General features: G+C 63.8%; 13 protein-coding genes. All 13 read right to left on the reverse strand.

The features are described 5' to 3' along the window. On the reverse strand, positions 1-680 hold a 680-nt coding region (locus tag LCM4576_RS03885), incomplete at its 3' end, for an ABC transporter permease subunit (RefSeq protein WP_407067358.1). A gap of 33 nt (positions 681-713) precedes the next feature. Continuing rightward, entirely contained in the window at positions 714-1,583 is an 870-nt protein-coding gene (gene urtB, locus LCM4576_RS03890) for an urea ABC transporter permease subunit UrtB (protein WP_071030629.1), read from the reverse strand. 57 nt (positions 1,584-1,640) lie between these two features. Beyond that, positions 1,641-2,888: a transporter substrate-binding domain-containing protein gene (locus tag LCM4576_RS03895; protein ID WP_071030630.1), complete on the reverse strand. Its 1,248-nt coding sequence runs from the start codon at positions 2,886-2,888 to the stop codon at positions 1,641-1,643. Between the two features lie 212 nt (positions 2,889-3,100). Then, the gene (locus tag LCM4576_RS03900; RefSeq protein WP_083361296.1) at positions 3,101-3,754 is read right to left on the reverse strand and encodes an ANTAR domain-containing protein; all 654 of its coding nucleotides are present in this window, start codon (positions 3,752-3,754) and stop codon (positions 3,101-3,103) included. A gap of 44 nt (positions 3,755-3,798) precedes the next feature. After that, on the reverse strand, positions 3,799-4,959 hold the full coding sequence (locus tag LCM4576_RS03905) for a transporter substrate-binding domain-containing protein (protein ID WP_071030631.1): 1,161 nt from the start codon (positions 4,957-4,959) through the stop codon (positions 3,799-3,801). A gap of 80 nt (positions 4,960-5,039) precedes the next feature. Then, entirely contained in the window at positions 5,040-6,056 is a 1,017-nt protein-coding gene (locus LCM4576_RS03910) for an alpha/beta fold hydrolase (RefSeq protein ID WP_071030773.1), read from the reverse strand. A gap of 60 nt (positions 6,057-6,116) precedes the next feature. Continuing rightward, positions 6,117-7,430, reverse strand: coding sequence for a cytosine permease (locus LCM4576_RS03915; RefSeq protein WP_071030632.1), 1,314 nt, complete (start codon positions 7,428-7,430; stop codon positions 6,117-6,119). 643 nt (positions 7,431-8,073) lie between these two features. Then, the gene (locus LCM4576_RS03925) at positions 8,074-8,787 is read right to left on the reverse strand and encodes an ABC transporter ATP-binding protein (protein WP_071030634.1); all 714 of its coding nucleotides are present in this window, start codon (positions 8,785-8,787) and stop codon (positions 8,074-8,076) included. Beyond that, positions 8,784-10,502 carry an ABC transporter permease subunit gene (locus LCM4576_RS03930; protein WP_071030635.1) on the reverse strand — a complete coding sequence of 573 codons (1,719 nt, stop codon included), beginning with the start codon at positions 10,500-10,502 and terminating at the stop codon, positions 8,784-8,786. The genes LCM4576_RS03925 and LCM4576_RS03930 overlap by 4 nt, the downstream gene beginning before the upstream one ends. Then, positions 10,489-11,358: a branched-chain amino acid ABC transporter permease gene (locus LCM4576_RS03935; protein WP_071030636.1), complete on the reverse strand. Its 870-nt coding sequence runs from the start codon at positions 11,356-11,358 to the stop codon at positions 10,489-10,491. The genes LCM4576_RS03930 and LCM4576_RS03935 overlap by 14 nt, the downstream gene beginning before the upstream one ends. 139 nt (positions 11,359-11,497) lie before the next feature. Further along, positions 11,498-12,682 (reverse strand): ABC transporter substrate-binding protein, encoded by a 1,185-nt coding sequence (locus LCM4576_RS03940; RefSeq protein WP_083361311.1) that lies wholly within the window; start codon positions 12,680-12,682, stop codon positions 11,498-11,500. Positions 12,683-12,718: 36 nt separating this feature from the next. Continuing rightward, a complete protein-coding gene (locus LCM4576_RS03945) occupies positions 12,719-13,807 on the reverse strand; it encodes a GTP-binding protein (RefSeq protein ID WP_071030637.1) in 1,089 nt (362 codons plus the stop codon). Beyond that, on the reverse strand, positions 13,794-15,458 hold the full coding sequence (locus tag LCM4576_RS03950) for an amidohydrolase (RefSeq protein WP_071030775.1): 1,665 nt from the start codon (positions 15,456-15,458) through the stop codon (positions 13,794-13,796). Before LCM4576_RS03950 ends, LCM4576_RS03945 begins: the two co-directional genes overlap by 14 nt. Positions 15,459-15,484 lie beyond the last annotated feature (26 nt).

The following is a 15,484-nucleotide window of genomic DNA, read 5'->3' on the forward strand; positions in this document are numbered from 1 at the left end:
TCCTGGTCGCGGATCGCCTGCACGATCAGGCCGGCCTTGCTTTTGGTGACCGCCAGCGCAAGGAACAGTGAAGCTGTCAGGCAGATGGCGACCAGATAGTAGCTCGYCGAGCCGTAGGCATCGAAAGCGAAGCCGGCRACGTCGAACTGAGCGAGGTCGGTGATGYCGTTGAAGCCGCCCGTATAGGCCTGCTGATCAATGATGACGAGCTGAACGACGACCATTGCCGCCAGCGTGGTGATCGCCGCATAGACCCCCGTCACGCGGCCMCGGAACATGAACCAGCCGAGAAGCGCCGCGAACAGGACCGGTATGACGATGCCGGCGGTCACGCCGAAGGTCGTGGAATAAAAAGGCTTCCAGAACCACGGCAGTTCCGGCACGTTGTTCCAGACCATGAAATCCGGCAGRCCATCCGGACCCGTATGGATCGGGATGGTCTTCAGCTTCAGCGCCATCGCCATGCAATAGGAGCCGAGCCCGAAGGTGGTGGCCTGGCCGAGGTTCAGGATGCCGGCGTAGCCCCATGACAGGCTAAGCGCGATGGCCAGCATGCCAAGCACCAGATAGCGGGCGTATTTGTTGAGCAGGAAAGAGTCGTTCATGAACACGGGCACAAGCAGGATCGCCAGGCATACCGCCGCGCAGATCACGATTTCTGTTTTTGTCTTGCCGGACACTGAGCTGTTTCCCTGATTCAAATCCGCAACGACTCAAGTCCGCACGCGGGCGGTGAAGAGCCCTTGTGGCCGGAAGCGGATGAGGACGACGATTGCGAGCAGCACGAGCGCCTTGGCGATCGTGTCGTTCGAATAGAAGGCCAGATAGCCGGACAGCTCACCCAGGATGCCGGAGCTTGCCAGCGTTCCCATCAGGCTTTGTGTGCCGCCGAGGACGACCACCATGAAGGCATCGACCACATAGTTGGTGCCCATCTCCGGCGAGACGCTCTTCAGCGGCGAGACCAGGGCGCCCGCAAGTCCGGCAAGGCCCGCTCCGTATGCAAAGGTCAGCYGATAGATGCGGCTGGCGTTGATGCCGTAGCTCGAGGCGACGGCGCGGTTCTGGGTTATCGCCCTGAGCTTGAGGCCGAAATTGGTGTGCCGGTAGATCACCCAGGTGAGGACGAAAAGAGCGAGCGCCACGAACAGGATGAACAGGCGGTAGGCCGAGTCCGTCGCGCMGAGGATGGTGACGCTCTTCGACAGCGGCTCCGGCATCTGCACGTAGCGCAGCTCGCCGCCCGCGGCCAGGCGCACGGCCTGCTGCGCCATGACGCCGATGCCCCAGGTGGCAAGGATGGTGTCGAGCAGCCGGTCGTAGAGACGGCTGATGACCAGCACCTCGACCAGCCATCCAATCGCGGYCATGATGATGAAGATCGGCACCAGGCTCGCGAGCAAAYCCATGCCGAACTCGGTCTGCAGCGCCCAGGCGGCATAGGCGCCTAGCATGACGAATTCGCCATGCGCCAGATTGATGACGCCGGTGACGCCATAGATGACGGCGAGACCAAGCGCCACCAGCATCAGGATCGATGCGATGCTGAGGCCCGTCATGAGCTGCGATACGATGATATCCATGGCACACCTTTCGAAGGGGCGGCGCCGTCCCGGGCGCCGCCGATCCGTCTTCCGGTCTCAGACCTGCTTGAGCCCTTCCGCCGTGCATTTCTGGTTCGGGTAGGCCTTGTAGGGCACCGGCTCGAGCCACTCGGCGGACTGCTTCAGGATTTTGAACTGGCCGTCTGCCTGGCACTGGCCGATCTTGGGCCACAGCCAGGTGTGCAGGTTCTCCGGCTCGATGCGGACCTTGCCCTGCGGAGCCACCATCTCCTGGCCCTTGACCGCCTCGCGGATGGTGTTGGGCGTGATGTCGCTGCCGGCGAGCTTCTCGACCGCCTGCTTGAACAGGTGGACCTGGAAGTAGGACGGCTCGGACACGAAATGGGTGACCTTGTCGGCGCCCCATCGTTTCTTGTAGGCGTCGACGAATTTATGATTCTCAGGCGAATCCCAGACCATGAAGTAAGGCGCCGAGGTGAAGTGCCCGGCAGCCGCCTCGCCGCCCATGGCCGCCACTTCGTTCTCCGACGTCGTCAGGCTGGCCATCGGCATGGTCGCAGGGTCGAGCCCGGCGRCATGGTATTGCCGGTGCAGGGCCACCACCGAGTCGCCGACCACGGTGGAGAAGATGACGTTCGGCTTTTCCGCCTTGAGCTTGTTGATGACGGATGAGAATTCGGAATGGCCGAGCGGGACGTATTCCTCGGCCACCACCTCGGCGCCGAGTTCGGCCAGCAGCTTCTTGCAGTAGTTGTTTTCCTCCTTCGGATAAATGTAGTTCGACCCTATGAGGTACCAGCGCTTGCCGAAATTCTTGACCAGCCAGGGGACGAAATCATCCTGTTGCTGGTTGGGCACGGCCCCAGTGTAGATGACATTCTTGGAGCATTCGCGCCCCTCGTAAAGGGTCGGATACCAATAGAGGTTGTTCTGCTTCTCGAACACCGGCAGCACCGCCTTGCGGCTGGCCGACGTATAGGAGCCGAAGACCGAAACGCATTTGTCGGACAGCACCAGCTTGCGCGCCTTTTCGGCGAACGTGGCCGGATCGGAGGCGGGATCCTCGACCACCGGCACGATCTGCATGCCGTTGATGCCACCCGCGGCATTGATCTCCTCGATGGCCAGGACCGTGGCCTTGTTGAGCGATTCCTCGATGATGGCCGTGGTGCCGGTCAGCGAGAACAGGACGCCTACCTTGATTTGGCCGTCCGCGGCGCGCGCCAGCGAGGCGTTCTTGCTCCAGATATGCGGAAATCCGACGAGGGACACTGTGCCGAGCGCGGCTGTGGCCTTGAGAAAACTACGACGGTTTTTGTTCACCTTTTTCTCCCCTTGAAAACGAAAAAGGCCCCGAAGCGAGCTGCGTGAAGCAGATCGTTTCGAGGCCTCAGTGCCTTTGATGTGCGCGGCACCCTGCCGCCCGCGAACTCTGTCGTTCGCAACAAAAAACCCCACGTCCCGCTTTCGCGAATGCCGTGAGGTTCCGTTACCTGTATTTCGCCGGCGGCACCGTTGCCGCCAATTTGAAAACGCTAGCTGAGAAGATCGTAGGAGTCAACAATGGCGCTGGCGACCGCGCCGATCGTCACGCGCCGTTCCATCGCCTGCCGGCGAAGGTAGTTGTAGGCCTCTTCCTCGGTGATGTTCTTCACCCGCATCAGAAGCGATTTCGCGCGCTCGACGCTGCGCATCGTGCGCAGGCTCTCGTCCAATTTATCTATGCGGCCGCGCAGGCGGCGCTCATAGAGGAAATGGCTGCGCGCCAATGAAAGGACCGCCTGTACCGAGCGCGTCGTCGTCGGATAATGGAGCACGCCGTGGGCGGCGCAATTGTGCAGAAGCTTGAGGTCGAGCGGACTGTCGCCGCGATCGATGAYGACAAGGGCAGCCCCCGGTTCTCCGGGTATCCAGGGCAGCCTTTGCGGCAGGTCCGCGGACAGCGTGCAGAACACGGCATCGTAATGAACCGGTATCTGCGGCGGGATCGGCCATTCGTGATGCACCTGGCAGCGCAACCTTTGCAACTCGCGCACGAGCCGCTCGCCATCGTCATCTCGGTCGACGATRACGGCAACCTTGAGATCCCAGAGCGACTTGGTTGCGGAAGAAGGGGAGGATTGCGTGAAAACCCCACCATCCCYCCGTGGTGCCCCTGCCTGCCCGATCTTGTCGCGACCATTCCTCATGTCGACGGTCTCTTGCACGATTGTCCTCCCTTGCTGCCGCTTGGTCAGGTTAGTTCCAGGGATCGCTGGCGCAGGCTGCGGCCGTAGCCAAGCAAATAGGGATCGGATCGAACGCAGCTTGGGGACTCATAGACGAGGTCGAACTGGCCCTGCCGGTTCGCGCGACCGATGCGCGTCCACAGATCCGCATGGCCCCAGATCGGATTGATGACAACATCGCCCTGTGGCGCCTCGAATTCGGACCCCATCACGGACGACCGCAGGATCTCTGTGTCCATCGACCCGGTCTGCTCCAAGGTCTTGGCAAACACGTTGACCTGGAAGTACGAAGCCTCCAGGCACATGTTGGTCGGCTCGTCCTCGCCATAGCGCTTCTGGTAGTGGCGCACGAAGGTGGAATTGCGCTCGTTGCCGATGCCCTGGAAATAGGGAGCCGCGGTGATGTGGYCCTCGCCGACGTCATGACCCATGGCGCGGATCTCGGCCTCCGTGGTGGTGAGGCTGGCAATCGGCATCATCTTCGGGTTGAGCCCGAGCTCGGCATAGGCTTGATAAAGGTAGACCGTTCCATCGCCGACGACTGTCGAGAAGATCACGTCGGGCTGCGCGCGTTTCACTTCACGCATGACCGGCAGGAATTCGGCACGCTTGGCGCCCATGTTGACGTAGGACTCGCCGACAACGCTGCCACCGCTGTTGCGGATCAGCTCGCGCATGATGCGGTTGGACTCGCGCGGGTAGATATAGTCCGAGCCGATGAAGTAGAAGCGGGTGCCGTAGGTCTGCATCAGCACACGGCACAGTTCGACGCTGTTCTGGTTGGGCGTAGCGCCGGTGTAGATGACATTGGGGGAGAATTCGAAACCTTCGTAGAGGGTCGGATACCACAGCAGGCCGTTCAGCCGCTCGACGACCGGCAGGACCGCCTTGCGGCTGCTTGATGTGTAGCAGCCGAATATCGTGCTGACTCCGTCCTCGACCATCAGCTTCTTGGCGTAGCGGCCGAAGGCGCTGGCCTCGGAGCCCGGATCGTAACAGATCGGCTCGATCGGCCTGYCGTTGACGCCGCCCGCGGCGTTTATCTCCTCGATCGCCGTCAGCGTTCCCCTGAATTGCGTTTCCTCGATGACGGCCATGAAGCCGGAGCGGGAAAAGAGGACGCCGACGCGCCACGGTTCGGAGGTATTGCTTGATCTGGTCAACATACGCTCCCAAAGTTCCCCAACTGCGTTTTCTTGTTGTCGGACGCGGCCGGCCGCAATCCTGCGGTCGGCCGCGATCGCGGTCAACTGGCCAGCAAATCCTTGAGCTTGCCGTCCAGGAACTTCACATCCTGCTGGCTCGTGCCGGGGCCGCCGGCAAAGTGACCCCAGATGGACTCGAAAGGAATGAATTTGGCATTGGGCATGTTCGCCACTTCGAACTCGCTGTCTTCGGGTGGGAAATAGAGATCCGTCCGGCTCGGCATAACGTAGGTCTTTGCCCGGATGGACGACAGCGCCTTCTTGAAGTCGCCCTTGTACAGCTCGTTGTCGGAGATATCGCCGTTCTGCCAGGTCCACAGCATCGTCAGGAGATTGTTGGCGTCTTTCGGCAGGAAGAACCCTYCCCAGAATGCGATCAGGAAATCCTCGAGCGAGGAGAAGCCCAGCGTTTCGAGATCCAAYTTCTGCCGGTAGAATGCTTGCGAAAAACCCCAGCCCGCATAGACCCTGGCCATCGCACGCAGACCTTTTTCAGGCTTCTTCTCATACCAACCATTGTTCCAGGCTGCATCGGCCGTCAGCGCTGCCTTGACGCCTTCGAGGAAGACGAAGTTGTGCCGCGAGCACTTGGCCGACCCACAGAACGGAGCAATGCGCTCTACCATCTCGGGATACTGAGCACCCCACTGGAAGGTCTGTAACGCGCCCATCGACCAGCCGGTGACCAGCGGCAATTTCTGGACCTTGAACTTCTCCGTCACAAGACGATGCTGGGCGCGGACGTTGTCGTATGCGGTTACCAGCGGAAAGCGGGATGCGTTGTAAGGCTCGGGCGTGTTGCTCGGCGAGGATGAGAGACCGTTGCCGAACATGTTCGGGATGACGATGCAATATTTGGCTGGGTCGAGCGCCATGCCACTGCCGATCAGCCATTCATTGTCGGCGTGCTGGCCCGAATACCAGGTCGGATAGACGATGAGGTTGTCCTTTTTGGCGTTCAGCTCGCCGAATGTTTTGTAGGCGAGCTTGGCGTTGCGCAGCGTGGCGCCGCGCTGCAGGGCGAAGTCGCCGAGGTCGAAGATTTCATAATCAGCCATATGCTTCACTTTCCTTGCGAGTTTGAGGCGGGACGCGAAAGCGGCCCGCCCGATCCAATCTCAAGCGGCCGCCCGTGCAGTCTGCTGCTGCCGGCCGATCACGGCATAAGCGATGCCGCCTGCCAGCATGGCGCTGATGGCCGTGGAGAAATGCGGGGCGTAGAATTCGACAATCAGCGCCACGGCCGATCCGATTGCCCAGGCGATGAAAGCGGTTGGCCGCCAGTCTTCGCCGATCTCCGCATTCCTGCGGTAGAGATACTGGTCGACAAGCACGATGGCGCCGATCGGCGGCACCACAACACCGAGCAGCGACAGCCACTGAATGAAGAAGGCCCACACATTGCCGGCGGCAACCACGATGCCGATGATGCCGAGGACCACCGCCATGATCCGCATGCGCGTGCCCAGGATCCGCGACCAACCGGTGGCCGAGTTGTAGAGGCAGTGCGCGCAGACCGAGCCGAGATTGCAATAGAGGAAGAGGAAGGCGAGCGCCCCGAGCCAGCCGATCTGCTTGCCGTTCATGTAGCCGAACATGTTGTCGGTGCCGAACGGGTTTGCGTTCGGCACGGCCAGCGCCGCGGTCATCACCCCGCCGGCCAGCATCGCGAGAAGATTTGCGAATGGAAACGCCGAGAAGGTAGCGACCACTGAACTGCGCGCATCCTTGGCCCAACGGTTGAAGTCGGCGGTGACCGTGYYGGCATCGATGAAGAGYGCAATGACCACGGTCAGGCCGATGCCCATCGTCATGGTCGCGGCGCCGTTGTTCCCGGGATAGTTGAAAATTGCGTTCCATCCGGACGTCGAGGCGGCATCGAGCGCTACCCATCCGCCGAGGATGACGAAAAGCGGCACAGAAACCAGGCCGATGAGGTGGAGACCACGCACACCGATAAAGGTGATGCCGATATAGAGCAGGCCGGCCACGATGGTCATGGCGACGTAGTTCAGGCCATAGGCCGAGCTTATAAGGGCGCCAGTTATCCCGGTTTGGACCGCATACCACCCCAGCAGCAGCGTCGACAGCAGGCCGGACGCGAAGACATAGCCCTTCTTGCCGAAGACGATTGAAGCCAGAAGGGCGAAGTTCATGCCGCGCCGCGTTCCCAGAAGGCCGAGCGCGCCGACGTAAGCGAACATGATGAGGTTGCCGATCCCCATCGCCCAGAGCGCGTTGCGGAACCCCATGCCGAGCACGAGGATGGATCCGGTCATCGCTCCTGTAATGATCATCGGGAACCCGATCCAGACGGTCGTCACCGAAAACGTGCTCCGCCTGGCGGAAATGGGAACGGGTTCGTGCTCGTATTCTTCGCCAAGGACGTGGTCGACTTCATCGAGCGTATCGATGTCCGTGGTCTTCGTCATTGCACCCTCCTGGGTCAATCGCGTTGCGTGACGGCCCGTCTTGCGATTGGACGCCCTTGTCCGAGCCCRCGTTTTCCTCGGTGGAAGTGCTGTCGGCCATGAATTTGTCTGGATGCCTGCCGCGGCGGCTTTTTTGCCTTTTTCCGCGCCTATCCTCGCCTTCCGGCCGACCGGCGCCTGTTCCCCTTGGCTTCTCGGTCGGTATCGCACAAACGACAAAGGCCCCCCGATGGCTCCTGGAGCGGAGTCAAAGGGAGGCCCTTTTGCCTTGATCTGAATGGTGGCCCCGTTGCCACCTACCTGCCTAGCAGGCAACATAAACCTACATGCAAGGTGGAACCGAGTCAAACAAGCATGTTCAAGGCGCTGCTGGTTTCGACCTGGTGCGCGCCGCGCGCGGCTCCCGGGACCCGATCGCCTCCAGGACGAAGCCATAGCCGGATCCATCCGGCGTAATCGGCGTGACATTGCCGGTTGGCGATGACGGGAGAACCGGAGAATATCCGAGCTGCGGTTGCATCTCGAAATTGAACTGCCAGCCGATCGCCGATCCCAGCGGCAAGCTGCGCTGGCTGAGCGTCCCCCGCCTTGGAAGCTGTTGTCGTCGCGCGCGATGCGAAAGCGCCCGTCCACAGTGCACGTGTCAGGCAGGTACAGCGCTTTCGGCTCCGCCGAGATAAAGCCGATGCAGTTCGTCCGGCGATTGCCGCAGCCTCGCGCAGTCGCCGTCATAGACGACGCGGCCGCGGCGCATGACATAGGCGCGGTTGCCGATCGAGAGCGCGAGCGCCGCGAATTGCTCGACCAGCACGACGGCCAGGCCGTCATCGGCGAGCTTGCGCACCGCCGTCATCAGACGCGTGACGATGACCGGGGCGAGACCGGCGGACATCTCGTCGATCAGCAAGACTTTCGGGCGGGTGAGAAGCGCCCGCGCGATGACCAGCATCTGCTGCTCGCCGCCGGACAGCAGGCTCGCCTTCACCGCGCGACGCTGCACCAGCTCGGGGAACAACGCATAGGCTTCCGCGATGTCGGCGCCCGGATGCAGGCTGACGCGCAAATTCTCTTCCGTCGTCAGCTGACGGAAGACGGTGCGGYCCTGCTCGACGTGGGCGAGGCCTTCGCGCGACCGGGCGCCGGGCCGTGCCTTCTGCAATTCGCGGCCGTCGATGGCGATGGTGCCRCCGGCGACCGGGATGATGCCCGAAAGGCCTTCGAGCAGGGTCGTCTTGCCGGCGCCATTGGCGCCGAGCACCACGCTGATCGCGCCGCTCTCCGCGACAAGGTCGACCGAGGTGACRACCGGCAATTCGGCGCGGTTGATCGACAGGTTGGAAACGACGAGCCTGCTCATGCCGCCACGCTCTCTTCCTCGATGCCGAGATAGGCTTTCTTCACCGCCCGGTCGCTGAGCACCTTGGCCGGCGGGCCCGATGCGATGACCTGGCCGAAGTCGAGCACGGTGACCTCCGAACAGACGGCACGCACAAGGTCCATGTCATGCTCGACCAGAAGCACCGCCGAGYCGAACAGCTTTGGGATCTCGGCGATCCGCTGGCCGAGCCGCAGCGTCTCCTCGTGYGACTGGCCGGCGGCGGGCTCGTCGAGCAGCACGACGGCCGGGCGGGCCGCGACAACGCCGGCGACATCGAGCAGACGCCTGGTGCCGGCATCGACCGAAGCCACAAGCGTGTCGGGATGCGGACAGTCTAGCCAATCGAGCACCGCTTTGGTCTCATTCGCCGACAGGCCCCTGGCCGCCAAGGCCAGATAACCGCCTACGGTGAGCTCCGGCGCGATACGGTTGGTCTGCCAGCTGCGGCGCACGCCCTCGCGGGCACGCAGATGCGCCGGCACGCCTTCGAGCGGCTTGCCGCCCAGCCGCACACTGCCCTGATAGGACGACAGGAAGCCGGCGACCGCGTCGATGAAAGTCGACTTGCCGGCGCCGTTCGGGCCGATCAGCCCGGCCACCGTGCCGGCGGCAACGCTCAGGCTGACATTGTTCAGCGCGACGACGCTGCCATAGCGAACAGTGAGCCCCTCGATGCTAAGCGCAGGTCCGGCGGCGCGCTCGATTGGTCCCGGCAATTCCGAGGCGGACGCGACGGCGGCTTTTGGCGCGCCGGCCGGCAACAGCTTGCGGAACTGGCGCCGGAAGGTCTCGCTCATCGTCTCGCCGGTCGACAGYGCCTGCGTGGCGCCGATGGCGAACAGCACGTTGCCGATGTCCTGCGGCCAGTCGAGACGGCGCAGGATTTCCGGGAACATCACGACGAGCAGGCCGCCAATGATCGCGCCCTCGGCGAAATGCGCGCCGGTCATCACCGACACCGCATAGAGCGAGAGCGACTGCATCATGCTGAAATTCTCGGCGACCAGCGTGCCGAGATAGCCGGCAAGCAGGCCGCCGGAAATGCCGGCGACGAAGGCGCTCAGCGCAAAAGCCGAGAGCTTGGCGGTGGCGATGCTGACGCCGTGAGCGGCTGCGGCGCGCTCCGAGTGACGCACGGCCAGCCAGGATGCGCCGAGCCGCGAGCGGCTGATGACTTCGAGCGCCACGGCAATCGCGACATAGAACAGCAGCACGAAGACGAAATAGCCCTCGTCGCTGTCGAACAGTTCCGGCCGCGGCACCTGCAGGAAGTCGGTCTGGCCGGGATACGTCATGGTGGCGAGGATAGTGTCGAACGCGGTGGCGAAGGAGAGCGTGACGATGGCGAGATTGATGCCGCGCAGCCTGAGCGCCGGYAGGCCGATGGCGATGCCGAACGGCACGGCCGCAAGGCCGCCGATCAGGATCCATGCAACGAGGCCGCCCGGCGCCTCGGCGAGGTTGAGATAGCCGACCGTCCAGGCGCCGACGCCGGCGAAGGACATCTGGCAGAGCGCGATCATGCCGGTGCGGCCGGCGACGAGGCCGAGGCTCTGCAGCGCGACGCCGGTGATCAGCACCGAGGTTGCGAGAAACACCCAATAAGAGGGCAGCAGGCCGGCATAGGCGACGCCGCCGGCGACGAGCGCGACGACGATAAGGATCAAAGAGGCCCGAAGACTAGCGCGCTTCATCCCAGCGGGCCTCCCGCTGCGACCAGAGGAGAACGGCAAGCACCACCAGGAACGGGATGGCGCTGCGATACTGGCTGACGCTGTCGATGGAGCTTGCCAGTCCTTCGACGATGCCGAGCGCGATACCGCCGGCCAACGCCCACCAGAAGCTGCGGAAGACGCCGATGAGCGCCGCGGCCAGCGCTGGCACGACAAGCAGGCTGAGCGTCATGAAGTTCGGTGAGCGCTGCGGCGCGATGATCATCAATGCGAAAGTCGTGAAGGYGCCGGTCATGCCCCACACCAGCAGCGACAGGAGCTGCACGCGCACGCCGAGCAGTTCCGCCGCCATCGGCCGGTCGGCCAGCGYGCGCAGATTGAGGCCGATCTTGGTCCGGTTGAGAAAGAGATCGGAGAGGATGGTGAACAGCACCGCCAACCCGATGGTGAGCACCGAGGCGATGGTCACCTCGACACCGGCGAGACGGAAAGCCGAGCCCGGAAACAACTCCGGCATGTTGTGCGGATGCTGGCCGCCCGTGAGGCGCAGCCCGATTGCGATCAGGCCGACGAGCAATGCCACCGTCACCGCCGCCTTGGTCGAAGCGCTCGCCTCGCCGAACCATCTGGTCATGATATTGCCGACCGCGACGCCGGTTGCCGTRCCGGCCGCTATCCCCGCCAGCACAGAGGGCCAGATCGGGAAACCGGCCTCGAACAGCGCGATCAGCACGAAGGTGCCGGCGGTGCCGATCGCCGCCCCGGTAAAGTTCACCACGGCGACGAGCCGGTAGGTGAAGACGGCGCAGACGCCGAGCAGGGCATACGTGCCCCCGGCCGTCAGTCCCGCCACGGCGGATGTGAGCAATGCGTTCATCTTTTCCCAATCTGGAAGTAGGGCCGGCATCGGCCCGAATATCTGTCGAGGTCGGCGCCGCCCCTCATGCCCGACATTTCTCCCGTGAGCGGGGAGAAGAGGCCGGTCACGAGAGACAGCGCCGACACCCGGGAGGACCTCATTTGGCCTGCGGCAGCACGACCCAGTCCGGCGTCTCGACCTTCCAGGCGCCGGCATCGAGCTTCATCACCTTGGTGGCCTGCATYGGCGAATGCGTCTTGGCCTTGCCGAAGACGTAAGGCGAGCCGGCGAGCGGGTTGGYGAGCGGTTGCATGTCGTGCAATGYCTTGGCGACACTTCCGCGCGTGACCTCGCCGTCGATCGAGGCGACCACCTTGAGGAATATCTCCGCGGCGAGATAACCGCCCTGCGAGAAGGYCGTGAGCGGCCGGTTTGCCTTCTGCATGTCGGCAATCCACTGCGCGTTGGCGGCCGAATTCTTCTCGGTATAGGGCTCCCATTCGGTGCCGACATAGATCGGCTGCTTGGTGTCAGCGAGCGCCTTGGYGACCTGCTCGGTGTAGCCCGGCGCCAGGAACAGCCAGTTGATGCCCGTGATCTTCTGCGCATCGACAGTTTTGATCAGCTGCACCACCTGCGGCTCGACCTGGTTGGTCAGAACCGCGTCGCAGCCGGCATCGCGCGCCTTGATGACATAGGGCGTCAGATCGCCCTGGAAGGGCAGCGTCAAGTCGAGGAGATGGATCTTCTGGCCGCTGATCTTCTCCCAGTTCTCGATCGCCTTCTTGTAGGCCTCCTGCGTGCCGCCGATGATGATGAAGAAGGCGCAGAGCTTCTTCGTTTTCAGCTCATTGGTGGCGTAGTAGGCCATGGCCGTCGACAGCGTGTACGGGCCGACATTGACGGGCGCGACATTGGGCGAGGAGAAGCAGGCGGCGTCGACGCCGAGACCCTGCACCGAAAGGATCTTCTTGCGGCTGTAGGTGGCGGAGTTGACGGCGYAGTCGAGCAGGGAGGCGGAGCCGACCAGGGCGACCGCTTCCTTGTTGTCGATCAGGTCGCGCGCGGCTTGTGCCGCGACCGCCGGATCGGCCTTGTCGTCGGCGATCGTGTAGTCGATCTTGCAGCCATTGATGCCGCCGGCCGCATTGACGGCATCGAAGGCGGCCTGCGTCGCTTTCGGCACTTCCGAGAAGTCGGCCGGACCGGTGACGGTCGACACGGCGCCGACCTTGATGGCGCCGTCCTTGCAGGTAGGGCCGGCGGCGGACGCCGTGCCGGCCATGGCGACAAGGCCGATGCCGACAAATGCCGCTGCGAGCAGTCTCGATTTCCAGTGCATGTTCATTCTCCCATTTTTGTCATGCGTTGTTCGGTTTCAGGCGGCGGCGAGCGTGGGCGAAACGATGCTGGCGGCGTCGACCGCCGCGAACTTCACCAGCGTGCGGGCGATGGTCTCGCGCTCGATGTCGCGGACGATGAACACCAGCCGGGTGCGTCGGTCCGCCGACGGCCAGCGATCGAGCCGCGCCGGCGGATGAAAGACGTGCTGCACGCCATGCAGCACAAGCGGCCGCTCGGGATCGTCGGCTGTGCGCACGATGCCCTTGAAGCGCAGCAGGTCCTCGCCCTTCAGTGCCGCGACGTAGTCCAGCCAGCGGGCGAAAGCGTCCCATTCGACCGGCTTGTCGATAATGAAGCTGAAGGACCGGATGCCGTGGTGCGTGTCGTGATGATGATCGTGACCATGGCGGCAATCAGGTCCGCATCCATGGTCGTGGTGACCAGCCGCTTCGACCCGCATCGCGATGCGGGTCGCGTCCGCCGCAGCATCAGCGSGCAGGCTCGCCAGCAGTTCGAGTTCGACTTCGCCATTGCGGGCGACGGTTTGCTCGACGGCTGGCGCCAGATGCTCAAGCCGGTGCCGCAAACCGCCGAGTGCCTCGTTCGAGACGAGATCGGTCTTGGTGATCARCAACCGGTCAGCGACGGCGATCTGCTTCGCCGCTTCGGAATGGCGGGCGAGCGTCGTCGCGCCATTCACCGCATCGACGGTGGTGACGACACCGCCGATGCGAAAGCGTGTCATGAGCTCGGCTTCGGCCATCAGCGTGTGCAGGATCGGCGCCGGATCGGCGAGGCCGGTCGTTTCGATGATCACCTGAGAAAGCGGCGGCGTTTCGCCGGCCTGGCTCTTACGATCCAGCTCCTTCAGCGTGGCGACCAGATCGCCGCGCACCGTGCAGCAGACACAGCCATTGTCGAGGAGCGTGAACTGTTCTTCGCTGGCCTCGATCAGCAGATGGTCGAGCCCGACGGCGCCGAACTCGTTGATAATGACTGCGGCGCCGGCAAGCGAGGGCTGGCGCAGCAGGCGGTTGAGCACCGTCGTCTTACCGCTGCCCAGGAAGCCGGTAARCACCGCCACCGGAACCCTTGCATCGATTGCGGGATCAGGCGCGCTCATAGACCACCCTCCCCTCGAAATACGTCGTCAGCACTTTGGTGTCGGCGAGGTCGTCGGCCGGCGTTTCCAGCACGTTACGGTCGAGCACGATGAGGTCGGCCGATTTGCCGATCTCGATCGAGCCGACTGTGTCGGCAAGGCCGATGGCGCGGGCCGAATTGATGGTGAAGATCTCGAGCGCCGTGGCCACGTCGATCGCCTGCTCCGGCCAGAGCGACGCGCCCGGAAACTCGCCGCTCGGGTTGCGGCGAGTCACCAGCCCTTCGATGCCGTCCCACGGATCGGGGTTGGGCATCACCGGCCAGTCGGAGCCGCCGGCGAGCAGCGCGCCGGCGGCGAGCAGGTCCTTGTTCGGCCAGAAGCGCAGCGCGCGCGCCTCGCCCATCGTCTGCTTGTGGCCTTCGAGGAAGCTCGTCGGATACCAAAGGAAAGGCGAAAGGTCGGCGACGACGCCGAGGTCGGCGAAGCGGGCGATGTCGTCCGGCGCGATGTAGCTCGCATGCGCGATATGATGCTTGAGCTTTGTCGGGCCGTTGAAGGAACGCACGACGTCGATCGCGTCCAGCGCCTGGCTGACGGCGGCGTCGCCCGCGCAATGGATCTTCACGCCGAGCCCGAGCTTCTCGCATTTGCCGACCCAGCGGATCAGCTCCGGCACGGTGACGATGGTCGAGCCGCGGAAGCAGCAGCCCAGAACTGGATCCTTGGTGTAGGGCTCGTGGAAGGCGGCGGTGCGGGCGCCCGGCACGCCGTCGAGGAAGATCTTCACGAAATCCGGTTTCGCATGGGCGCCGCGATATTGCTCGCGCAGCGCGATCAGCTCATCGCCGGCGATGCCGAACATGAAGGACGGCTCGACCGCGGGCATGGCCGAGACCGACCAGGCAGTCAGCTCGCCGCGATCGTCGAGGCCCTTCAACGCCGCAAGGATCGGCTGCATGGCGGCGGCGTCGAGGAATGCGGTGACGCCGTAGGAGTTGAGCGTCGCGATCGAGCGCGCCATCGCGGCACGGTCCATCTCTTCGGTGTAGTGGCCGGATTGCGCGATGGTGCGCTCGACGATGCCGGCGGCGGATTCGATCATCATGCCGGTCAGCGCGCCGGTCGTCGGGTCGCGGCCGATGGAGCCTTTCTCCGGATCAGACGAAGAAGCCGACAGGCCGGCGAGCGCGAGCGCCTGCGAATTGACCCAGCGATTGTGATAGGTGTCGTCGCGCAGCATCACCGGCCGGCCTTGGCTGACCCGGTCGAGCGCCGCCAGCGCTTCCAGGCGGTTGAGCTTCGGCAAGAGATCGCTGCCCCATTGGCCGCCGATGATCCAGGAGCCTTCCGGCGCCTTGGCCGCTGCCTCGCCGACGCGCGCGATCAGCGTCTCGAAGCTCGCGGTCGGCGGAAAMCGCAATTCGAAAAGCTCAGCCTGGCCGCCCATCATCAGATGCGCATGCACGTCGACGATGCCCGGCATCATCATCGCGCCCTTGAGGTCGACGACGCGGGTAGCCGCGCCTGTCAGCGCGGCGACATCAGCACCTTCGCCAATCGCGACGATGCGGCCGCCCTTGACGGCGACGGCCGATGCCCAGGGCCGTTTGCGGTCGAGCGTGTAGATGCGGCCATTGGTGAAAACCAGGTCGGCACTTCTCTCGGGCATTCTCTTCTCCTCCTGCTCCCGCCGAC

Origin of the sequence: Mesorhizobium sp. LCM 4576, from assembly GCF_001854815.1 — a bacterium.
In the GTDB taxonomy this organism is placed as follows: Bacteria; Pseudomonadota; Alphaproteobacteria; order Rhizobiales; family Rhizobiaceae; genus Mesorhizobium; species Mesorhizobium plurifarium.